We start from the raw sequence: 20,155 nt of genomic DNA on the forward strand, positions 1-20,155 counted from the left end.
GTATGCCCCAGGGGGAGGGGCCCGCACGGCGCCGCGTCTTACGCGCCGACGCCCGGCTCCCCGCCCTGGTACGCCGCCGTCAGCAGCGCCAGCACACCGTCCACGGTGACCTCGCGCGGGTTCGGACACGTCTGTGCGGCGGCCTGCTCGGCGGCCACCGCCAGGTCGGTCTCCTTGAGGCCGAGTTCGGCGAGGCCACGGGGGGCGCCGAGGCTTCCGGCCAGCGTCCGCAGGGCATGGGGGACGTCGTCGGTGCCGCCCAGGGCGCGCGAGAGCGCGGCGATCGCCCGGGGCGCGGCGGGCGCGTTGTAGGCGAGGGCGTACGGAAGGACCACCGTGTGCGTCTCGGCGTGCGGCAGGCCGAAGGTGCCGCCGAGTACGTGGCACAGCTTGTGGTGCAGGCCCATGGTGGTGGCGCCGAGACAGGCACCGCAGAGCCAGGCGCCGTACAGGGCCCGGCCGCGCGCGTCGAGGTCGCCGGGGGCGGCGGCCACCATCGGCAGGGCCTGCGTCATCGCCCGTACGCCCTCCTCGGCCATGAGCGAGACGAGGGGCGAGACGTCGGGCGCGTAGAGGGCCTCGACGGCGTGGGCGAGCGCGTTGACGCCGCTGGTGACGGTGAGGGGGACGGGGAGCGAGAGGGTGAGCTCGGGGTCGTAGACGACGCTGCGGGGCTGGACGGCGGGGTCGCGTCCGGTGCGCTTGGCGCCGTGCTCGGTGAGTCCCCAGACCGGGGTCATCTCGGAGCCGGAGTAGGTGGAGGGCACGGCGATCAGGGGCAGGCCGGTGCGCAGCGCGATCGCCTTGCCCAGGCCGATCGCCGAGCCGCCGCCGACCGCGACACACCCGTCGGCGCCGGCCGCGCGCGCCGCCCCGACGGCCCGGTCGGCGACCTCGGCGGGTACGTGCATCCGGGCCTCGGCGTGCAGCCCCGCGCAGGCCTCGCCCAGGGCGTCCGCGACCGCGCGCGCCGTGTCCTCGCCCCTGCTGCCGCAGACCACCAGCACCCTGCGCAGCCCGAGCCGGGCGGCCTCGTCGGGGGTCGCGGTGACGGCGGCGCCGGGCCGGAAGACGATCCGCGCGGGCTGGGTCTCGTACGAGAAGTCGAGCGGGGTGTTCATGTCGGTCATGGTGCTCAATCCGGTTCCAGTACGAGGTCGAAGCGGGCGTGGCGGAAGGGGTTCGGGACGCCGAACTCCCCGGCCAGGGAAGGGTCGTCGGTCTCCGTGAAGTCCTGTACCAGGCTCTTCTTGACCGCGAACACCGCGTCGGAGTCGAGGTAGTCGCTGCCCGCGACGAAGATGTGCGTGGTGACCGGGGCGTGGCCCTCGGCCGAGGCGATGAAGTGGATGTGGGCGGGGCGGTAGGGGTGCCGGGCCGTGGCGCGCAGCAGCTCGCCGACCGGTCCGTCGGTGGGGATCGGGTACGGGCTCGGCAGGCAGGTGCGGAACCAGAAGCGGCCCTCGGCGTCGGCCGTGAACAGTCCCCGCCCGTTGCCGGCCGGCTGGACGTCCGGCTGCTGTACGTCGTAGTAGCCCTCGGAGTCGGCCTGCCACACGTCGAGGACCGCGCCCGGCAGCGGGGTGCCGCCCTTGCCCAGTACCCGGCCGCTGACCACGCACGGCTCGCCCCTGCCCACCAGGTCGATGTTCGCGCCGAGTGCGCGGATCGGCGATCTGGTCAGGTGGAAGGGGCCGAGGACCGTCGACTCGGTGGCAGCCGGGTCGCGGTGGCCGCCCAGCGTCTCCACGAGCATCGAGACGCCGAGCACGTCCGACAGCAGGATGAACTCCTGGCGGGTGTCGGTGCACCGCTGCCCGGTCGCGGTCAGGAATCCGATCGCGCGTTCCCACTCCGCCATCGTCGGCTCCGTTTCGCGCACGAAGTCGTGCAGATGACGGGTGAGCGCGCCGAGCAGTTCACGCAGACGCGGATCGACCGTGCCCCGCAGGCTGTCGACGACGGCCTCGGTGATGCCGTGCGTGAAGTCGGTCGAGACATCGGTCATGGCATCGGCCGTCGTCGAACGGTTCGATTCGTCTGTCACGCCGCTCCTCGTGGTGCTATGGGGACTGATCGCCGTCGGTGTCCGGGTCCACGAAGTGGAAGCCGGGCTCGGGAAACCTGGCGAACGCCCGGTGGGGCACGGACGAGGTGTAGGCACCCGCGAGGGAGAACACCACACGGTCGCCGGCCCGCAGCCCCGGCGCCCGGACGTCCCGGACCAGGACGTCCCTGGAGGTGCTCAACTGGCCGGTGAGCGTGACCCGTTCGCGGCGTACCACGGGCCGCGGCCAGGAGTAGGGCCACACGTCCACTTCGAGTACGGACCAGGGCTGGTCGGGCCACGGCTGGTCGGGCCTCCTGGATGCCGAGGTGCGCAGGTTCACCGCGCCACCGCGGACGACGGCGACGTCCTCGTGTGCGCCGTGCTCGACGTCCAGCACCTCGCTCGCGTACCAGCCGCAGTACGCGGTCAGCGCGCGACCGGGCTCGATACTCAGGGTCAGTTCCGGGTGCGCGGCGACGAGTCGGGCGAGTCCTTCGCCGTACGACTGCCAGTCGAAACGGCGTTCGGGGTGCTCGTAGTCCACCGCCATGCCGCCACCGACGTTCACCTCGGTGAGGCGCAGGCCGTGCCGCGTGGCGAGTTCTGCCGTCCAGGCGACGATGCTCTCGGCCACCGCGAGGTGTTCGGGGGCGTGCAGGCCGTTGGCCAAGTGTGCGTAGACGCCCCGCAGTTCGAGGTTCGGGTAGCTGCCGTCGGTGAGCAGGCCGACGATCGTGTCCGCCTGCGCCGGGTCGAGGCCGGAGGTCCTGCGGCCACGGCCGCCGCCGGCGAACAGGTGGTCGGCCACCGGGAGGTTGAAGCGCGGCAGGACCGCCACCCGGCCGTCCGGAGCGTGCCGTTGGGCCAGCCCGGCCAGCATGTACAGCTCGTACTCGCTCTCCACGAGGAAGCGTGTCACGCCCTGCTCCAGCGCGTCCAGAAGCTCCGTCGGGGTCTTGTCCTGGCCGCCGAAGGCCAGTGGGTGGTCCGGAGCCACCCGGGTGACGTGGGCCAGTTCACTGTCGGTGGAGACCTTGTAGCCGTCGACGTACGGGGCGAGCGCGGTCAGGATCTCCGGTTCCCGGTTGGCCTGGGTCGCGTAGTACAGCTCGACGCTCTCGGGCAGCGCGGCCCGCACCGACGCGGCGTGTGCGCGCAGTGCCGCCAAGTCGTACACGTAGGCGGGAAGTTCCGTGGGCGGCAGGGTCAGGATGCGGTCGCGCACCGCGAGTGAGGGTGTGTTCATGGGGCACTCCGGGTCGTATGGCGCAGGATACCGTCGGCACGCGACAAGGGCGGCGGACGGGGACCGGAGCAGCGGCCCGGCGGACTCGGGCGGTCGGGGACATGACACGTGCCACGGCAGCCACCGAAATCGACGGGGCCGAGCCTCCGGTTCGGCGCGGTGGCGGGGAACCAGGAGACCGGCGGCGCCGTGCTCCCGCACGCCGACGCCTGCGCTCGCAGGGCCCGCGCCCTGTGGCATCCCACCATCATGCTGATCCGCGACTCCATACCCGAGGCCCCACACGATCTCTACCCGGTGGGAGATCCTTCGGCACCTCGAGCGGTCCGCGGTGTGCCTGAACGCGGCGCGGTGCCCGACCCCGGGTCGGGGTCGGGCACCGCGTGTGGGTCGGTCAGCAGGTGGCGGAGGCCGGGAGGCCGCCGTACTGGTCGCCCTTGAGGTAGACGGCGCTCACATAGCCCTCGGCCAGTCGCACCCAGACGTCGTTGACGTAGCCGTTGTCGCGGATGGTCTCGCCGTGGGTCCAGCAGGAGGCGCCGCGCGGCTGCCCGGCGGCGACGTGCCCGGTGATGTCGGTGGTGGTCGAGGGTCCGGAGCGGACGTTGACGTTCACATACGGCGTGACGGCGTACGGCAGCCCCGCCGCCGCGGCCTGCGCCCCGGCCGCGCCGGTCAGCAGCAGTCCGGTGGCCAGCGCGCCGACGCCCGCCGTGGCGAACGCCCTGGTCCTCATCCTCATGGTCATGCGGTCCTTCCCCGTGGTGGAGTCCGGGCGTGTTCCCGGACCGGGCCGTGCGGCCCGCCCGGTCACGCCCGTACCCACCCTGCCGGGTCGACGCCCGGGGGTGGAACCTCTTTCGACGACGCTCGAAACGTCCGGGAGTTGGTCAAGGACGACGAGCTGACCGGCCATGCCGTGGTGGCCAACAGCACCATGAACCGCGAACGCGTCCTGGCAGGCGTCAACAGCTAGGCCCGCGAACCCGGGTTCTCCCCCGCCGAGTTCCTGAACGACCACGGAGCCGCCCCGTCCTGGCTCGACCTGTGCGACGGAGAGGAACTCGCCCTCCGCGAGGCGGCGCGGCGACTCCCCCAGGCCGTCATCACGGGCGTCGACCCGGTCGGCCCGCTGCTGCGGACGGCGCTGCCCGACGGCCTCGAACTCGTCACCGCGGACCGCTTCCCCGGTCGGCCGGCCGTCGCCTCGTAGTACCGCTGAACCTCCGGCCGCTCCCCGGAAACGAGGAAGAGGCCGTATCGATATGTCCGATACAGCCTCTGACCCGCGACTTCAAAAGTCGGGACGACAGGATTTGAACCTGCGACCCCTTGACCCCCAGTCAAGTGCGCTACCAAGCTGCGCCACGTCCCGGTGCGTTCACCCGCGGTGTTCCGCGTGATCGTGCGAACAGAACTTTACCCCACGTCGGGGGCTGCTCCGAAGAGGGCGCGGGGCGCGCGACAATCGGGGCATGAACGCAACATCCGGAGGTCGGCGGGGCGACGGGCGGGATCGGGACACGACGGGGCGGGCGCGGAACGCCCGGCCGCGGGACGGACTGGGACGGCCGCTGCCGTACGGCGCCGACGGCGTGGAGCGGCAGCCGGAGGGAGTCGTCCGCAGCCCCGAGGAAACGGTCACCGAGGCACAGGCGCTGCTGGACGCGGGGAAGCCGTTCCACGCGCACGAGGTCTTCGAGGACGCCTGGAAGTCGGGCCCCGAGGGCGAGCGCACGCTGTGGCGGGGGCTGGCGCAGCTCGCGGTGGGGCTCACGCACGCGGCCCGTGGGAACACGACGGGCGGTGCCCGGCTGCTGCGGCGCGGGGCCGGGGCGGTCGAGGAGTGGGCGGCGGCGGGTGGCCGGGCCCGTCCGCATGAGCTGGACCTCGCCGAACTCGCCTCCTGGGCACGGGAGCTGGCGACGGTCGTGGAGCGTGAGGGTGCCGCGATCAGCGCGGTGGCGTGGGCGCCCCGGCTGCGGGGGCGCCGGGACTGAGGGATGCGGTGCCGCCGATCTACGCACGGTGCGGGCGCCGTCACCCAGGTCCGGTGCGGGCGCCGTCACCCAGGTCCGGTGCGGGCGGCGTCACCCGGGTGCGGTGCGGGCGCTGTCAGTGGCGTGCGGCAGACTCGGGGTGTGCGAAAGATTCATGTCATCGGTATCGGCGCGGGCGACCCCGACCAGCTCACCTTGCAGGCGGTCAAGGCGCTCAGGAGCACGGACGTGTTCTTCATCCTGGACAAGGGCGAGGTGAAGTCGGACCTCGTCCAGCTGCGCCGTGACATCCTCGACGCGCACATACCGGAGGCGTCCTACCGCCTGGTCGAGGCGCGCGACCCGGACCGCGACCGGGCCGCCGGGGGCTCCGCCTACTCCCCCGCCGTCGGGGACTGGCGCAGTGCCCGCGCCGACATCTACCAGCGGCTGATCGCGGAGGAGCTGGGCGAGGACGAGAGCGGCGCGTTCCTGGTGTGGGGGGATCCCGCGCTGTACGACAGCACGCTCGGGATCCTGGAGGAGATCCTGGAGCGGGGCGCGGTGGCGTTCACGTACGTGGTCGTGCCCGGCATCAGCAGCGTCTCCGCGCTGGTCGCCCGCCATCGGACCGGGCTGAACCGGGTGGCCCGTCCCGTCCAGATCACCACGGGGCGGCGGCTCGCGGAGGGCTTCCCGGAGGGTGTCGACGACGTGGTCGTGATGCTCGACGCCCATCGGACCTTCCGGCAGTACGCCGACGAGGACATCGACATCTACTGGGGCGCCTACATCGGTACGCCCGACGAGATCCTGGCCTCCGGTCCGATAGCCGAGACGGCCCCGCGCATCGAGCGGCTGCGGGCCGAGGCACGGGAGCGCAAGGGCTGGATCATGGACACGTATCTGCTGCGCAGACACCCGCGCGGGTAGCGGGACCGGCCGGCGCCCGCGAGGCGAGCTGACCGGTACCTCCGTCATCGAGGGCCGAGATCCAGCTGAGCCAGGGCCGACGGCACGTCCGGCGCGGTGGTCACGTCCGCCGGGAGCGGGGGGCGGCGTACGACGACCACGGGGAGGGCGAGGTCGCGCGCGGCGGTCAGTTTGGCGGCTGTCGCCTCTCCTCCGCTGTCCTTGGTCACCAGCACGTCGACGCGGTGTGCGCGCAGCAGGGTCTTCTCGTCGTCCGGTGTGAAGGGTCCCCGGGTGAGCAGCACTTCCATGTCCTGGGGCATCGGCGGCTCGGGGGGCTCCACCGTCCGGACGAGGAAGTGGAGCCCGGAGAGGTGGGCGAAGGCCGCCAGGCCCAGGCGGCCCGTGGTGAGGAAGACACGGCGGCCCAGCGACGGGAGGAGCGTGGCGGCCTCGGGGAGGGACTCCACCCAGTGCCAGCGGTCGTCGGGGCTGGGGGTCCAGCCGGGGCGGCGCAGCACCACGGCCGGGATTCCCGTGGCCGCGGCGGCGCGCGCCGCGTTCGCGGTGATGGCGGCGGCGAAGGGGTGGGTGGCGTCGACCACGGCGTCCACGCGGTGCTCGCACAGCCACCGCGCCAGCCCGTCCGCCCCGCCGAAGCCCCCGACGCGGACGTCCCCGTCGAGCGCCACCGGCCGGGAGACGCGCCCCGCCAGGGACGTCGTCACGCGGACACCGGGGCGCGCCGCCAGTTCGGCGGCGAGTCGGCGTGCCTCGGTGGTGCCGCCGAGGACCAGGACGTGGGGGGACATGGCGTCGAGCCTACGAGGTGGTCAGCGCAGCAGGAGCTGCACCCCGCCCACCACCGTCGCCGCGATGACCAGCCGCTCGAACAGGATCTGGTTGGTGCGGTGCACGGCCCATTTGCCGAGGAACGCCCCCGGCACGACGAAGATCGCGAGTGCCGCGTCCAGGAGCAGCGAATGCCAGTCGATCAGGCCGAGGCCCACGCTGAAGGGCACCTTGGAGACGTTCACGATCAGGAAGAAGAAGGCCGAGGTGCCCAGGAAGCCGAGTTTGCGGAAGCCGGCCGACAGAAGGTACATCGACATCACCGGGCCGCCCGCGTTGGCGACCATCGTGGTGAAGCCGCCGAGGACGCCGTACGAGCGGGCCTTGACCCGACCGGCCCGGGTCGAGACCGAGTCGGGCTCCTCGTCCTGGGCGGCGGCCCGGCGGCGCCACATCGTCACCGCCGCCATCAGCAGCAGGATCGCGCCGATCGAGGTCCGTACCATCCCGTCGTCGGCCCACACCAGGAACAGCGTGCCGAACACGACGCCCGCGGCGACCGCCGGGAACAGCCGCCACAGCGTGGGCCAGTGGGCGTGCCGCCGGTAGGTGAGCACGGCGAGCACGTCCCCGACGATGAGGATCGGCAGGAGTACGCCGGTCGAGGCGCGGGCGGGCAGCACGGCGGCGAAGATGGCCAGGCTGACCGTGTTGGCGCCGCTCACGGCGGTCTTCGAGAAGCCGACGAGCAGGGCCGCGGCGGCGAGCGCGGCGAACTCCCAGATGGATATGTGCCAGAGCGTCATCGTGTTCATGCGGGAACCGATGCTAGGCGCACGCATGTCCTGACGTAAGGACCGTCTCGCCAGGTGGCCCCTGGGGCGGCGGGTGGGCCTGTGGGCCCGGGCCCGGAGAACGCCCCCGCCGGGTCCAACTCCCGTGGCAGACTGCTCGAACATCAACACGAGCGTGAGCAGAGGAGTGCCGCATGACCGCGACCGGGCCTTCCGCCCAGCGGATCGACACCAGCAGGCCGCACCCGGCACGGATGTACGACTGGTTCCTCGGCGGCAAGGACAACTATCCGGTCGACGAGGAGCTCGGGCGGCGGATCATATCCACGGACCCGAGCGCCCCCCGCTCGGCCCGCAGCAACCGCTGGTTCATGCAGCGCGCCACCCGCTGGCTCGTCCGGGAGACCGGCATCCGCCAGTTCCTCGACATCGGCACCGGCATCCCCACGGAGCCGAACCTCCACCAGATCGCCCAGGCCGCCGTCCCGGACGCACGGGTCGTCTACGTCGACAACGACCCGATCGTCCTCGCCCACGCCGAGGCCCTGCTGCGCGGCACCCCCGAGGGCGTGACGGAGTACATCCAGGCCGACGCGCGGGAACCGGGGAAGATACTCGAACAGGCCGCCCAGGTTCTCGACTTCGACCGGCCCGTCGCGCTGTCGCTGATCGCCCTGATGCACTTCATCGCCGAGGAGGACGGCGCGTACGACCTGGTGGACACCCTGGTCGACGCGCTGGCGCCGGGCAGCTGTCTGGTCCTGTCCGCGTTGACCGGCGACTACGACCCCGTGACGGTCGCGACCGGGATCGCGTCGTACGCGGCGGGCGGCGTGACCCTCGTGGCCCGCTCGCACACCGAGGTCAGCCGCTTCTTCCGGGGACTCGACCTCGTCGACCCCGGGGTGGTGTCGGTGTCGAAGTGGCACCCCGAGCTCGCCCGGGACGAGGACGCGACCGGCGACGGGCCCGTCCCGCTGTACGGCGCGGTCGGTTTCAAGTCCCCCCGTTCCTGAGGCACTCGGCCATCGCGCCCAGGTCCCGGCCCGCCGCACGGGCGGGCCGACCCGCTCGGCGGGGACCAGGATCAACTCCTGTTCCTCGCCGCCGGGTTGAGGCCTGAAGGAACCCACGGCGTAGACGGCGTCCACGACCACCCCAACACTCCGCGAGTGCTCCTTCGCGACCGCACCGGGAAGACCGCATCAACCCTGCCCCCTGGTGAACGGACAGTTCGAGGAGGAGTACGCATCCCGGTAGACCGCCGATGACCTTGAGCTTGTACCGTGCGGGCGGTGGCGACCGGGGAAGCGGGAGGCGGGCTGTGGGAGCGGATCACCGTGTGGGGGATGTCCTGTTGGTCTCGTGCCCGTACACCGACGCGCGGGTCACCCGTCTCACCCGGCGGGAAGTGGTCGTCGAGTGGCCGTGGTGGGAGGTGGACCCGGAGTGCGACTGGATCGAGTGGAACGGCCAGGTGGCCCTCGCCGGCGATCCGGCCTCGTACGACTGGGACTTGGAGCTGTTCCGCACCGAGCCGCCGCCCCGGCACCTCGAGGTCGGCGCGGTGTGCAAGGTCGGCATCCCTCCCACGGTGGTGCATGTGATGAGCGTCGAGCGGATGGATCCACCGCTGGAGACAGGACGCCTCCCTCGCCTGGGGACGCAGGTGTTGGTGTTGCGCGCGGGGCAGTCGCACGATCCCGACCTGGAGTGGCAGGGCTACGGGATCGCCCCCGACGACGGCATCCCGATCGCCCTCGACCTGCTGCTGCGCCCGTACGCCTGCCTCGTGGCGGGTGACGAGGTCGCGGACGCCGCGGGCCGCGCCTGGCGGTTCGACGCGCCGTGGGACTGGCACCCGTTCGACGGTCAGGAGCCCTCCGAACCCGCCTGGCCGCTCAGTCTCCTGACCCGCGACGGCCACCCCGACGACGCGGCGGCGACCGTCGTGGCGCGGGCGACGCGCAGCGGTTCGCACGAGCAGGAGCTCGCCCGCTGGGTGGAACTGACCCAGGCCAGACCCACCCGCCTCGTCGTCGTACGGGACTCGGCCCGGCAGCCGAACCGCTGACCGCCGAACGCTCCAACATCCTTATTGCCCCGAGGGGTTCCGCCGGTTCGCGCGTAAACAGAAACGACGCTGCCGGCGAGACCTGAGGATCAAGGAGCAGGGGACGACATGAGATTCCTGGAGCGTGAGCGCGCGGCCCTCGCCAAACTGCTGCCCGGCCTCGACGAGAGTCTGAGGGCCGTACCGCTGATGACACTGGAGGGGCCGAAAAGCCCCGGCATCGGGTTGTTCCGGGAGGCGGGCGGGCCGGGTCTGCTGGCCCCGACCGCCTTCCAGGGCCGGGGCGCCACCGCGTTGGAGACCCTGCGGGTGCAGCGCGCGCTGGGCAGCCGTTCGCCCTCGCTCGCGGTGGCGACGACGATGCACCACTTCTCGATGGCCACGCTGGTCGGGCTGAGCGACTCCGGCGAGGGGCTGGAGTGGATGCTCGTGCAGGGCGTCGCGTCCGAGAACCGGCTGATGGCGTCCGGCTTCGCCGAAGGACGCAGCGGCACCGGGATCCTGTCGCCCTCCATGTCCGCCACGGTGACGCCCGAAGGGGTGCGGATCACCGGCGTGAAACGGCCGTGCAGCCTCGCCCGTTCGATGGATCTGCTCACCGCGAGCGTGATGGTGCCGTGCGAGGAGGGCGAAGGAGAGGAGCTGGCCGTGGCGCTCGTTCCCGCCGAGAGCGAGGGGCTGAGCGTCAGCGGCTTCTGGTCGAGCACCTTCCTGGCGGGCGCCGAGAGCGACCAGGTGACGCTGGACAACGTACTGGTCCCGAAGGAGCTCCTGGTGCGCACGGCCTCGCCGGCCGGGGCCCGTCTCGACGAGGTGCAGACCGCAGGCCTGGTCTGGTTCGAGCTGCTGATGACCGGCAGCTACCTCGGCGCGGCGAGCGCCCTCGTCGAGCGGGTGCTGCTCAACGACCGGGTGCCCGACGCCGAACGGGTCCGGCTCCTGGTGGAGATCGAGGGCGCGACGGCGGCGGTCGAGGGCCTCGCCCGCCGGGTGGACGAGGACGCTCCCGACGAGTCCGCGCTCGCCGACTCGCTCTACGCGCGCTACACCGTGCAGGACGCCCTCGCCCGGATCGTGCCCCGCTCCGTCGAACTGCTCGGCGGCCTCAACTTCATGACCTCGGACGAGGTCGGATACCTCGCCGCCTGCGCCAACGGCCTGGCCCTGCACCCGCCGTCGCGCTCGCGGATGACCGGCCCGCTGTCCGCGTACCTCGCCGACGAGCCGCTGACCATCGCGTAACCCCAGCCGGCGCGAGCGCCCCGAAGGGGGCGCGAGGAACGGCGCGACCAGCCACAGACAACCCGCGGTCGCCGCCGCACAACAAGAACCGAGCTCATGGGCGCCCCGCACGCGCACAACCCCAGCACCCCAACACCCACCCGCCCGGACACCGCCCGCCCGTCCGGCAGGACCTACGCTCACTCGACCGAGGGGATCACCGCCATGCCTCTGTCCCGGCCCCGGCCCAGCGCTCCGACCAGCCCGCAACCGCCCGCGAAACGCCCCACGATTCTGCTCACCGGCGGCGCCGGGGTAGTCGGCAGAGCTCTGATCGAGGAGCTGTCGCCGGATTTCGGAATCGTCTGCCTGCGCCATCGCACGCCGGTGAACGACCACCGGGTCCGCGAGGTCCGCGCCGATCTGCTGGAACCCGGACTCGGCCTGGCCCAGGCGGACTTCACCCAGCTGGTCGCCGAGGTGGACCTGGTGGTGCACTCCGCCGCCGCCACCAACTGGAAGGCGGAGCCGGACCGGATCCGGCGGGCCAACCTCGACGGCACCATCGCGATGCTCGACCTCGCCACCCGTGCCGAGGCTCCGTTCTTCCACATGAGCACCGCCTTCGTCGCCAACCCACTGGCGCCGGAGGAGCAGGAGCGCTTCCCGGGGGCCGCCGCGTACCTCGCCTCCAAGACGGCGGCCGAGCAGGTCGTGCGCGACGCCCCGGTGCCGGGCGTGATCATGCGCCCGTCGGTGGTGATGGGTGACTCCGTCACCGGTCGGATCGCCGGGATGCAGGGGCTGACCCGGGCACTGGGCGCCATCGTGAAGGGGCAGGTGCCGGTGCTGCCGGGAGCACCGGACGCACGGATCGACATGGTGCCCCAGGACATCGTCGCGCGCGCCGTGGGTGACCTGGTGAGGGCCGGTGTCACGGCCGGCGAGTACTGGCTGACGGCCGGCACCGAGGCGCTGCTCCAGCGTGAAGTGGTGGACACCTGCCTGGAGTTCGCCGACCAGTGGGGACCGCGTCCGCATCCGCCCCGGCTCATCCCGCTGGAGTCGGTGCACCGGCTGCTGCTGCCGCTGATCGAGGGCCCCACGTTCCCGGAGTCGCTGCGCCGCCGCTTCCAGACGTACGCGGAACTGCTGCTGGTCTTCCAACGGGCCCTCCCCTTCGAATCGTCCCTCGGGTCGCCGCACTGCGGCACGGCCCTCTCGAAGGACGACCTGCGGCGGGCGCTGGTCCGCAACCTGGCCGCCTGGTCCACCGGGCGCGGCGGCATGCGCAGCCGCCTGCGTCCGGGGCCCGCGCAGGACTCGGCGGCGAGGTCCCAGCCCTCGCAGGCCACCCACACCCAGGAACTGGCGTCATGACCGCGGCCCCCGCCCCCGTCGTGGCGCCGACCGCCGAATCCGGGACACCGGTCGCCTTCCCCGCCACGGACCGTGCGCACATCGCACGGCTCTACCGTGAGCACCTCTCCTCCGGCCGCTCGGTCCTCGGCACGGTGCTCGGCGGCATGCTGGAGACGGCGTCCGACGGCGCGTGGGTGTTCACCGAGGACGGCCGCCGCTACCTCGACTTCGGCGGTTACGGGGTCTTCATCCTCGGCCACCGGCACCCCCACGTGACCGCGGCGGTGCACCGTCAGGTGGACACCCATCCGCTGGCCGGGCGGGTCTTTCTGGAGCCCGTCGCGGCCCTCGCCGCCGAGGCACTGGCCGCACGGACCCCACCGGGCCTCGACCACGTCCACTTCGTGAACTCCGGCGCGGAGGCCACCGAGGCCGGTCTGAAACTGGCGCGGGCGCACGGCCACACCGCCCTCGTCTCCACCGTCGGCGGCTACCACGGCAAGACCCTGGGCGCGCTGTCCGCCACCGCCAACCCGAAGTACCAGCGGCCCTTCCAGCCGCTGCTGCCGGACAGCACGGCGATCCCGTACGGGGACACGGCCGCGCTGGAGGCGACGCTCGCCGAACTCGGCCGCCGGGCCTGCGTGATCGTCGAGCCGGTACAGGGCGAGGGCGGCGTACGTATTCCCCCGCCGGGCCATCTGGCGGAGGTGAGCCGGCTGTGCCGGACGTACGGGGCCTTCCTGATCGTCGACGAGATCCAGACGGGCCTGGGCCGGCTGGGCTCGTGGTGGGGCATGGACGCCGAGGGCGGCCTGCCCCCACAGCCCGACGTACTGCTCGTCGGCAAGGGACTCAGCGGCGGTGTCGTGCCCGTCGCGGCGATGGTCGCGACCGCGGTGGCCTACGGGCCGTTCTCCCGCGACCCCTATCTGCACACCTCCACCTTCGCGGCCTCCCCGATCGCCTGCGCCGCCGCGCTCGCCGCGGTCGAGGCCCTGGACCGGGAGGACGTCGTCCCGCGCGCCAAGGCCCTGGGCGAGCGGCTGCTCGCGGACGTCCGGGCCGCCTGCGCCCCGTACACCGGCGGCCTGGTGCACGAGGTCCGCGGGCGGGGGCTGCTGATCGGCCTGGAGTTCACCGAGGAACAGGCCGTGGGTGAACTGATCCTCGAACTGGTCGGGCGCGGCGTCCTCGTGAACCACTCCCTCAACGCCACCCGGGTGCTGCGGCTGACACCACCCGCGATCGTCGGCGAGGGGGAGGTACGGCTGTTCCTCACCGCCCTGACCGAGGCACTGCGCGTCGTCGCGACCCACATCGGCTGACCCGTCCGCTGCCGCCGACCCGTCCCTACCGTGGAAAGGCAACACCTCCCATGCGTCACGTGACCGTACGGCTGACCGCCCACGACGTCGACCCCGAGACCGCCTACCAGCGGATCCGCGATTTCCGCCGGTATCCCGAAGTCACCGAGACCGTCCGCGAGGTCGTGGTCCATCCACCCCATGACGACGGCACGGTGGTGTCGGACTGGACCGTGCGCTTCAGGAACGGTCTGATGCGCTGGTCGGAACGGGACGCGTTCTTCCCGAAGACGCGGACCATCGGTTTCACCCAGCTCACGGGCGACTTCGAGCTGTTCGAGGGCACCTGGCGGTGCGCGTCCGGCGAGGACGGTACGGCGGTGACCTTCGACGCCGTCTTCGACCTGGGGATCCCCACGCTGGCGGAACTCCTCGACCCGGTCGCCGACTCGACGCTGCGCAGCAACATCGAGCGCATTCTGCGCGGGCTGCTCGGCAGGGTCACGCCCACCCCGGCCCAACTCGCCGACAGCGTCGCCCCCGCGCATGGCTGACCTCGCCCTCGTGCCCCGCCAGCCCCGTCCCGACGGCCCGTGCGCCGCGGGCTGGGACACCCTGCGGGACGAGCCCGGCCCCGACACGGTCCGCTGTCTCGGTCTCTACGCCAAGTTGACGGCCGGCGTCACGGTCGTCACGGCACTGGACGGAACGGGCCTGCCGACCGGGATGACGGTCTCCGCGCTGACGTCCCTGTCGGCGCGGCCGCCACTGATCCTCGCGTGTCTGCGCGGCAGCTCCCGCACGCTGACCGCCCTGCGGCGGCAAGGCGCCTTCGCCGTCAGTCTGTTGACGGACCATCAGAGATCGATCGCCGAACTCTTCGCCGACTCCTCCGTACCGCCCGCCAGGCGGTTCGACGGCAGCCCGGTGCGCCGGGTGCTCGGCCTGCCGGTGCTCGCCGACGCGCTCGCGTGGTCGGTGTGCCTGGTCGAGGACGTACGACCGTACGGGGATCACCACGCCGTCGTCGGACGGGTGATGGCGGTGGAGGTGAACGGCGGACGGCCGCTGCTCTGGCACGACCGGGCGTTCCACGCGCTGCCCGCGGCGACCGCCGACTGAGCCCACCAGAAGTCAGGACGGAGGCCCGGCCGGGGTTCGCCCCGGCCGGGCCTCCCTCATATCCGCGACCACTCCGTACACACAACCGAGGCCAAGGAGGCCCCATGTCCCTGCCCCGCATTACCGGCGTGAACTCCGAGAGCGCCGCGGCCGAACTGCTCAGAACGCGCGAGCGGCTGGCCGGCAACACCCAGTCCACCGCGCACCGGCTGGTCGCCGGACTCGACGGCGACCCCGAGACGGACGACTGGGGCCTGCCCCCGACGCCGGAGCGTCCGCACCCGGTCGTCCTCGTGCACGGCACGCTCGGCGACCGGGAGTCCGTCTGGCGGAAGCTGGCGCCCGCGCTCAGAACGGCCGGGCACCGCATCTTCCGCCTCAACTACGGGGAACTGCCCTCGCTCCCCCGCCTGTACGGTCTCGGCGACATGCGGAAGTCCTCCCAGGAGCTCGCCGCCTTCGTGGACCGGGTGCTGATGGACACCAAGGCGTCCAAGGTGGACCTCGTGGGCCACTCGCAGGGCGGGATGCTCCCGCACTACTACCTCAAGTACCTCGGCGGGACCGGGAAGGTGCGCCGTGTCGTCGGGATCGCGCCGAGCAACCACGGGGTCGAGGTGGCGGGCCTGACGAAGCTGGTCCGCCAAACCCCGGGCGTGCAGGGGGTCGTGGAGGAGCAGGTGCTCTTCCGGATCAGCCCGGCCTTCACCCAGCTGCTGCACGACTCGGAGTTCGTGGGTGAGCTGGTGGCTCCCGGCGACACGGTGGACGGGGTCGACTACACCGTCATCTGGTCGACCCGGGACGAGCTGGTCCAGCCTCCCGAGGCCCAGCAGCTGAAGCCCGCCCGGCCGGAACACCCGGTCACCAACACCTGCCTTCAGCTCCTCGCCCCGCAGAACCGGACCACCCACCTGGCCATGCCGTACGACCCGATCGTGGTGCGGGAGACGCTCAAGGCGCTGGCCGACTGAGTCCCGTACGGCGACGAAGCTCCCGTACGACGACGGAACGGACGAAAGGGAGAGGGTGGTGCGGGCCCCGGTCGGCCCGCACCACCCCCTCCTTCGCCTGGTCGGCTCAGAACGCCGTGCAGCGGCCCTTCTCGCCGGGCCAGAAGCAGACCTGGCCGATGACGTCGAAGCCCGCGACCCCGTCCGGGGTGATCTTGTCGAACCGGGGTGTGGGGATCTGCAGCCCGTTGATCCCGTCGCCGGCGAGCGGGCCGCTCGTCACGGTGCGGTCCGGCACGGGGCTGCCCTGCTTGAGGTCTCCCTTGAAGTAGAGGCTGCCGACCTCACCCGTGTTCCAGGTCCCCACGCCGTTGCCCTCCACGGAGAAGGTCGGCGGGAGCACACCGAATCTTCCGGTGCCGTCGACACCGAAGACGATGTCGGTCAGCTCCGGCGCCGCTCCGCTGGGCGAGCGGCAGTCCAGGTATCCGATGTGCCCGGTCACCTCGGCCTCCTTGACCCGCACACTGAGCGGCGGGCTGAAGTTGACCTCGGCGTCGAGGCGGCACACGAGGTCGGGGACCGGTGCGGCCCGTACCGCGGCCTGGGCGGCGGGGGTGGCCAGGGCCGAGCCCGCGAGGAGGGCGGCGACCAGCACCGACCTCCTGCCGAGGCGGGACAGCGGGGAGACCTTCGCTTTCGCCTGCACTGAGAACGTCACTGTGTCGGGTTTCCTATCCTTCAGGCCGTGGCCGTGGTGCCACGGAGAACTTCGCTCGCTGAGCCGAGATGCTCGGCGAGGTCGCGGTACGACTCCAGGACGCCCGTCTCGACGTAAGGGATCTCCCGCTCGACGCAGAACTGCTTGACGAGCGGATAGGCGCGGCGCAGCGCCGCCCTGGGCATGCCGGGGAAGAGGTGGTGCTCGATCTGGTAGTTGAGGCCGCCGTAGAAGAAGTCGCCGATGTAGCCGGTGGGCAGGGTGCGCGAGGTGAGGACCTGGCGCTCCAGCCAGCTCCACTCCTTGCCCACGCGGGTCGGCAGGCCCTTGTGGTTGACGGCGAAACCGAGACCGAGCAGATAGCCGAGGAGGACCTGGTGGACGGCGAGGAAGAGCAGAACGGACGGCCAGGGCAGGAGCACGAAGAGCCCGCCGAAGAACAGCACCGCGTGCAGCACCATCAGGCCGCCCTCCAGGAGCGGCTTGCGCAGCGCCCGGCGGCGCAGGGCGATGACGCCGGCGATCCGCAGCACCAGGGCTTCGAGGCCCAGCAGCGGGAAGAACAGATAGCGCTGGTTGGCGGCGAGGAAGCGGGCGAATCCCTTGCGGTCCTGGGCCTGTTCGGGCGCGAAGACGGCCACGCGCCGCAGGATGTCGGGGTCGAGCTCCAGGTGGTTGGGGTGGTTGTGGTGCCGGTTGTGGTGCTGCACCCACCAGCCGAAGCAGACCCCGAGCATCAGATTGCCGTGGACCAGGCCGAGGGCCTGGATGACCTTGCGGGACCGGGTGATCTGACGGTGTCCCGCGTCGTGCACGATGAAGGCGAGCTGCTCGTGCCAGACGGCGAGCCAGACCGCGGCCAGGACCACCTTCCACCAGGTGCCGCCGGAGAAGGCGAGCGCGGCCCAGCCGAGGGCGTTCATCAGCCAGACCACCGCGATCCTGGTCACGTACTGGCCCGTGCGGGGCCGCATGAGCCCGGCGGCCTGGACGCGCCGGGTCAGTTCGCGGAAGTCCTCGTCCTGCGCGGCCGGTTCATACGGTGAGGAGTTGACTGCCGGGCTGTCGGTCATCGGTGTGCCACCGACCCTTTCGTTGTTGGACGTCCGCGACGCGGGCGGGTGTGCGGGGCCTGTTCACGGGGTCAGGCCCATGTCCGTGAGGCGCGCTTCCTGGGTGACGCGCGACCATTCCGCGGCGGCGAGCATCCGTTCCTCGGGGGTGGTGTCGACCAGGCGGCGGCCCGGCCACAGCTCGTAGTCGCCGACGAGGTCGCGGTGCTGGTCCAGCCCCTGCTGATAGAGCTGTTCGCGGCGGAAGGTCATCTGCTGCACGGGGAGTTCGGACCACAACCGCATACCGCGTGCGACGAGTTCTCCGATCCGCTCCAGGTCCTCGGGGTGTTGCCGGACATGGCGGCGGACGATCGTGGTGCCCACGGACAGATGCCGGATCTCGTCGATGCCCGCGGCGCGCTCGATCTCGGCGGCGGGCGCGTCGAAGGGCCGCCATTTGCGCTCGCTCAGCTCGGCGGTGGGCGCGAGGACCCCCTCCACCAGGACGGTAAGGGTGATCACGCCGCCGATGTAGTCGCGTTCCTTCTCCATGACGGCGAGCCCGAACTCCTCCAGGGGATTCAGGACGGCGTCCCGGTCGATCCCGGCGAGCGACTCCATGGTGGCTTCCAACTCGCCCCGTGGTACGCCCAGTTCCAGTAGGTGGCCGCGGAAGGCGTAGGCGTGGCGGGCCTCGTCCATCAGCTGGGAGGCGTAGAAGTCCATCCCGGCGAGGTCGGGGGCGTACGCGACGAGGAAGGAGATGGCGCGGGTCGCCTTCTCCTCCGCCATCGAGCGGAAGGCGAGTTCCTGCATGACGGCCTGGCGCAGTGGCCCGTCCACCATCATGTGGTCCGGCACCGGCACGTCCGGGGAGCGGCCCAGGGCATCGCCGCCGAGAGTGCCTTCCGGCACGGCCCGGAACCAGTAGCCGAGGTCGCAGCCCTCCGGTGTCAGCTCGGTGCGCAACGCGCCTTCCAGGAGACCCGGGGCGCGGTGGCGGTCGGCCTCCACAGGGAACTTCTCGATGGATGTGGTCATTTCAGCCTTTCTGAGTCACGGGGACAGCCGGTGCCCGGGAGCGGGTCAGACCGACTTGGTGAGGCGCATCAGCTGCCAGACGGCGCCGGGGCTCACCCGGCCCTGGAAGGCCAGGTACTCCGGTTCGATGAGCTGTGGGCGCCATTTCAGCTTGAAGGACTCCTGGGCGGCCGCCGGATAGACGGCGCGCCCCTTGGCCGCCAGCACCTCCACGCAGCGGTGCAGGAAGGTGCTGGTCGGGCCGGGCGCCGCCGTGTCCGGGCCGAGCTGGACGAACGGGGTGAAGCCGAGGTGCAGCCAGCCTGAGCCCTCGTCCTGGAACTGGCGCAGGGCGGTGGCGAACAGCAGCTCCACCGTGCCGGGCGGCGCGTCCGGGAGCCGCCGTGTGAGGTCGTACAGCCAGCCGGCGTGTTCGCCGAAGACCGGTGAGTACGACACGTAACCGACCGTCCGTCCCTCGTGGACGGCGGTGAACAGGCGGCGGTGCGGTGCGCCGGGGCCACCGCGCTCGCCGATCAGGAACTCGAGTTCCTTGACGTGCCGCCCCTTGGCGCGCAGCCAGGCGGCGTCCACCGCGTCGAGGGCGGCGGTGACGTCCTCGCCGTCCCGCTCCTCGGCGGGCACCTCGGTGACTGAAACTCCTTCCCTGCGGGCCCGGTTGACCATGTTGCGCACCTTGACCATGCGCTGGCCGCCGAGGCTGTACCCGTCGAGCGCGATGCTGAAGGAGGCGCCGAACTGGTTGACGACGAAGCCGTGTCCGGCGTGCAGTTCGGCCTGTGGACGGGAGAGTTGAACGGCGGCGACCCGGCGCCGCTCGCTGCCGGCCCGGGCGAGCAGCGCGGTCAGCAGGCTCGGCTGGTCCTCCACCGCGCATACGGGCCCGCCCAGTTGGAACAGATGTCGTCGGCCGGCCTCCCGGTACGGGACGAAGCCGTCGACACCGTCCGTGCGGAAGCGGCGGTTCCCGCTGTTCATCGCGAGGAAGGCGCTGCTGTGGCTGCCGTACCGGCGCAGCATCTCGTACGCCTCCGTGTCGGCCGGCGCCTGCGCGGCGCTCACCGCACCGCCGCCTCGTGCCAGGGGACGGTGGCGAAGTCCCGCAGCGGGCCCTGCACGGCGGGGTGCGGAACCGGTTCGAAGGACACGGTGAACGACTTGGCGAAGTTGCCGAACAGCGCCCGGTCCCCGAAGAGATGGATGGGCAGCACCAGCAGCGCCCACTCCCAGCCTAACGCCAGGACCCAGGCGCCTAGGACCGCGCCCTGCACGCTCAGGCTGTGCATGGTGTTGTAGAGCACGTAGTAGACGCGGGAGACCTGCTGGTCGGGGCTGCGGTGATAGGCGAGCGCGCCCGGCAGATAGCCGATGACGTCGACGTAGGCGAACAGGACGACGGCGACCCACCAGCGCACCTCGGCCAGGTGCGCGAGGAAGAATCCCGCGGCCACCAGGAGCCCCAGCAGGTATTCGAGGCGCAGCAGACGGTAGGTGGTGGGGGTCTGGCAGAGATTGTGGCCGTCCAC

21 protein-coding genes and 1 tRNA gene are annotated in these 20,155 nt (G+C 71.9%); 10 read left to right on the forward strand and 12 right to left on the reverse strand.

All coding sequences use genetic code 11. The features are described 5' to 3' along the window. Positions 1-38 precede the first annotated feature (38 nt). The 5 genes from ACIQTP_RS05865 to ACIQTP_RS05885 all read right to left on the reverse strand — a co-directional run bounded on the left by ACIQTP_RS05865 (position 39) and on the right by ACIQTP_RS05885 (position 4,671). A complete protein-coding gene (locus tag ACIQTP_RS05865; RefSeq protein ID WP_403396679.1) occupies positions 39-1,121 on the reverse strand; it encodes a maleylacetate reductase in 1,083 nt (360 codons plus the stop codon). 14 nt (positions 1,122-1,135) lie between these two features. Next, positions 1,136-2,008 carry an intradiol ring-cleavage dioxygenase gene (locus tag ACIQTP_RS05870; protein WP_403397274.1) on the reverse strand — a complete coding sequence of 291 codons (873 nt, stop codon included), beginning with the start codon at positions 2,006-2,008 and terminating at the stop codon, positions 1,136-1,138. A 55-nt stretch (positions 2,009-2,063) separates the two neighbouring features. Beyond that, positions 2,064-3,296 (reverse strand): type III PLP-dependent enzyme, encoded by a 1,233-nt coding sequence (locus tag ACIQTP_RS05875; RefSeq protein WP_403396681.1) that lies wholly within the window; start codon positions 3,294-3,296, stop codon positions 2,064-2,066. Positions 3,297-3,690: 394 nt separating this feature from the next. Next, the gene (locus ACIQTP_RS05880; protein ID WP_403396683.1) at positions 3,691-4,044 is read right to left on the reverse strand and encodes an SH3 domain-containing protein; all 354 of its coding nucleotides are present in this window, start codon (positions 4,042-4,044) and stop codon (positions 3,691-3,693) included. Between the two features lie 553 nt (positions 4,045-4,597). After that, a tRNA-Pro gene (locus ACIQTP_RS05885) sits at positions 4,598-4,671 on the reverse strand. A gap of 100 nt (positions 4,672-4,771) precedes the next feature. Between ACIQTP_RS05885 and ACIQTP_RS05890 the strand changes: the two genes are divergently transcribed. Together ACIQTP_RS05890 and cobF are read left to right on the forward strand one after the other, a co-directional pair. Continuing rightward, the gene (locus ACIQTP_RS05890; protein WP_402048682.1) at positions 4,772-5,296 is read left to right on the forward strand and encodes a DUF309 domain-containing protein; all 525 of its coding nucleotides are present in this window, start codon (positions 4,772-4,774) and stop codon (positions 5,294-5,296) included. Between the two features lie 141 nt (positions 5,297-5,437). After that, positions 5,438-6,208, forward strand: coding sequence for a precorrin-6A synthase (deacetylating) (cobF, locus tag ACIQTP_RS05895; protein WP_403396685.1), 771 nt, complete (start codon positions 5,438-5,440; stop codon positions 6,206-6,208). Between the two features lie 44 nt (positions 6,209-6,252). Here cobF and ACIQTP_RS05900 read toward each other — a convergent pair whose 3' ends face one another. Further along, complete coding sequence (locus tag ACIQTP_RS05900; protein WP_403396687.1) at positions 6,253-6,999, reverse strand: cobalt-precorrin-6A reductase; 747 nt, start codon at positions 6,997-6,999, stop codon at positions 6,253-6,255. Between the two features lie 21 nt (positions 7,000-7,020). After that, positions 7,021-7,794 carry a sulfite exporter TauE/SafE family protein gene (locus tag ACIQTP_RS05905; protein ID WP_403396689.1) on the reverse strand — a complete coding sequence of 258 codons (774 nt, stop codon included), beginning with the start codon at positions 7,792-7,794 and terminating at the stop codon, positions 7,021-7,023. A gap of 173 nt (positions 7,795-7,967) precedes the next feature. On the opposite strand from ACIQTP_RS05905, the gene ACIQTP_RS05910 reads away from it, so the two are divergent. The 8 genes from ACIQTP_RS05910 (at position 7,968) to ACIQTP_RS05945 (ending at position 15,833) form a co-directional block, all read left to right on the forward strand. Next, the gene (locus ACIQTP_RS05910) at positions 7,968-8,789 is read left to right on the forward strand and encodes an SAM-dependent methyltransferase (RefSeq protein WP_403396691.1); all 822 of its coding nucleotides are present in this window, start codon (positions 7,968-7,970) and stop codon (positions 8,787-8,789) included. A 326-nt stretch (positions 8,790-9,115) separates the two neighbouring features. Next, positions 9,116-9,847 carry a hypothetical protein gene (locus ACIQTP_RS05915; protein WP_403396693.1) on the forward strand — a complete coding sequence of 244 codons (732 nt, stop codon included), beginning with the start codon at positions 9,116-9,118 and terminating at the stop codon, positions 9,845-9,847. Positions 9,848-9,955: 108 nt separating this feature from the next. Beyond that, a complete protein-coding gene (locus ACIQTP_RS05920) occupies positions 9,956-11,089 on the forward strand; it encodes an acyl-CoA dehydrogenase family protein (RefSeq protein ID WP_266632129.1) in 1,134 nt (377 codons plus the stop codon). A gap of 204 nt (positions 11,090-11,293) precedes the next feature. Next, on the forward strand, positions 11,294-12,448 hold the full coding sequence (locus ACIQTP_RS05925) for an SDR family oxidoreductase (protein WP_403397277.1): 1,155 nt from the start codon (positions 11,294-11,296) through the stop codon (positions 12,446-12,448). After that, positions 12,445-13,758, forward strand: coding sequence for an aspartate aminotransferase family protein (locus ACIQTP_RS05930; RefSeq protein WP_403396697.1), 1,314 nt, complete (start codon positions 12,445-12,447; stop codon positions 13,756-13,758). Before ACIQTP_RS05925 ends, ACIQTP_RS05930 begins: the two co-directional genes overlap by 4 nt. A gap of 50 nt (positions 13,759-13,808) precedes the next feature. Beyond that, positions 13,809-14,291 (forward strand): type II toxin-antitoxin system RatA family toxin, encoded by a 483-nt coding sequence (locus tag ACIQTP_RS05935; protein ID WP_099919462.1) that lies wholly within the window; start codon positions 13,809-13,811, stop codon positions 14,289-14,291. Further along, positions 14,284-14,859 (forward strand): flavin reductase family protein, encoded by a 576-nt coding sequence (locus ACIQTP_RS05940; protein WP_403396699.1) that lies wholly within the window; start codon positions 14,284-14,286, stop codon positions 14,857-14,859. The genes ACIQTP_RS05935 and ACIQTP_RS05940 overlap by 8 nt, the downstream gene beginning before the upstream one ends. Before the next feature lie 104 nt (positions 14,860-14,963). Continuing rightward, a complete protein-coding gene (locus tag ACIQTP_RS05945) occupies positions 14,964-15,833 on the forward strand; it encodes an esterase/lipase family protein (RefSeq protein ID WP_403396702.1) in 870 nt (289 codons plus the stop codon). A 106-nt stretch (positions 15,834-15,939) separates the two neighbouring features. Here the strand turns inward: ACIQTP_RS05945 and ACIQTP_RS05950 are convergent, their stop codons facing one another. From ACIQTP_RS05950 to ACIQTP_RS05970, 5 genes are all read right to left on the reverse strand, one after another. Then, entirely contained in the window at positions 15,940-16,533 is a 594-nt protein-coding gene (locus ACIQTP_RS05950) for a hypothetical protein (RefSeq protein WP_403396704.1), read from the reverse strand. A 20-nt stretch (positions 16,534-16,553) separates the two neighbouring features. After that, positions 16,554-17,606, reverse strand: coding sequence for a fatty acid desaturase family protein (locus ACIQTP_RS05955; RefSeq protein WP_403396706.1), 1,053 nt, complete (start codon positions 17,604-17,606; stop codon positions 16,554-16,556). 63 nt (positions 17,607-17,669) lie between these two features. Continuing rightward, complete coding sequence (locus ACIQTP_RS05960; RefSeq protein ID WP_403396708.1) at positions 17,670-18,629, reverse strand: VlmB-like protein; 960 nt, start codon at positions 18,627-18,629, stop codon at positions 17,670-17,672. 45 nt (positions 18,630-18,674) lie between these two features. Next, the gene (locus ACIQTP_RS05965) at positions 18,675-19,691 is read right to left on the reverse strand and encodes a bifunctional lysylphosphatidylglycerol flippase/synthetase MprF (protein WP_403396710.1); all 1,017 of its coding nucleotides are present in this window, start codon (positions 19,689-19,691) and stop codon (positions 18,675-18,677) included. Next, complete coding sequence (locus ACIQTP_RS05970; RefSeq protein WP_403396712.1) at positions 19,688-20,155, reverse strand: hypothetical protein; 468 nt, start codon at positions 20,153-20,155, stop codon at positions 19,688-19,690. Before ACIQTP_RS05970 ends, ACIQTP_RS05965 begins: the two co-directional genes overlap by 4 nt.

This window comes from Streptomyces sp. NPDC090798 (assembly GCF_044768965.1).
Taxonomy (GTDB): domain Bacteria; phylum Actinomycetota; class Actinomycetes; order Streptomycetales; family Streptomycetaceae; genus Streptomyces.

What these genes read in the sequence shown, in the direction of transcription:
- ACIQTP_RS05865 (WP_403396679.1), bottom strand. Translation starts at nt 1,121, where the DNA reads ATGAACACCCCGCTCGACTTCTCGTACGAGACCCAGCCCGCGCGGATC.
- ACIQTP_RS05870 (WP_403397274.1), bottom strand. Translation starts at nt 2,008, where the DNA reads ATGACCGATGTCTCGACCGACTTCACGCACGGCATCACCGAGGCCGTC.
- ACIQTP_RS05875 (WP_403396681.1), bottom strand. Translation starts at nt 3,296, where the DNA reads ATGAACACACCCTCACTCGCGGTGCGCGACCGCATCCTGACCCTGCCG.
- ACIQTP_RS05880 (WP_403396683.1), bottom strand. Translation starts at nt 4,044, where the DNA reads ATGACCATGAGGATGAGGACCAGGGCGTTCGCCACGGCGGGCGTCGGC.
- ACIQTP_RS05890 (WP_402048682.1), top strand. Translation starts at nt 4,772, where the DNA reads ATGAACGCAACATCCGGAGGTCGGCGGGGCGACGGGCGGGATCGGGAC.
- ACIQTP_RS05900 (WP_403396687.1), bottom strand. Translation starts at nt 6,999, where the DNA reads ATGTCCCCCCACGTCCTGGTCCTCGGCGGCACCACCGAGGCACGCCGA.
- ACIQTP_RS05905 (WP_403396689.1), bottom strand. Translation starts at nt 7,794, where the DNA reads ATGAACACGATGACGCTCTGGCACATATCCATCTGGGAGTTCGCCGCG.
- ACIQTP_RS05910 (WP_403396691.1), top strand. Translation starts at nt 7,968, where the DNA reads ATGACCGCGACCGGGCCTTCCGCCCAGCGGATCGACACCAGCAGGCCG.
- ACIQTP_RS05920 (WP_266632129.1), top strand. Translation starts at nt 9,956, where the DNA reads ATGAGATTCCTGGAGCGTGAGCGCGCGGCCCTCGCCAAACTGCTGCCC.
- ACIQTP_RS05925 (WP_403397277.1), top strand. Translation starts at nt 11,294, where the DNA reads ATGCCTCTGTCCCGGCCCCGGCCCAGCGCTCCGACCAGCCCGCAACCG.
- ACIQTP_RS05930 (WP_403396697.1), top strand. Translation starts at nt 12,445, where the DNA reads ATGACCGCGGCCCCCGCCCCCGTCGTGGCGCCGACCGCCGAATCCGGG.
- ACIQTP_RS05935 (WP_099919462.1), top strand. Translation starts at nt 13,809, where the DNA reads ATGCGTCACGTGACCGTACGGCTGACCGCCCACGACGTCGACCCCGAG.
- ACIQTP_RS05940 (WP_403396699.1), top strand. Translation starts at nt 14,284, where the DNA reads ATGGCTGACCTCGCCCTCGTGCCCCGCCAGCCCCGTCCCGACGGCCCG.
- ACIQTP_RS05945 (WP_403396702.1), top strand. Translation starts at nt 14,964, where the DNA reads ATGTCCCTGCCCCGCATTACCGGCGTGAACTCCGAGAGCGCCGCGGCC.
- ACIQTP_RS05955 (WP_403396706.1), bottom strand. Translation starts at nt 17,606, where the DNA reads ATGACCGACAGCCCGGCAGTCAACTCCTCACCGTATGAACCGGCCGCG.
- ACIQTP_RS05960 (WP_403396708.1), bottom strand. Translation starts at nt 18,629, where the DNA reads ATGACCACATCCATCGAGAAGTTCCCTGTGGAGGCCGACCGCCACCGC.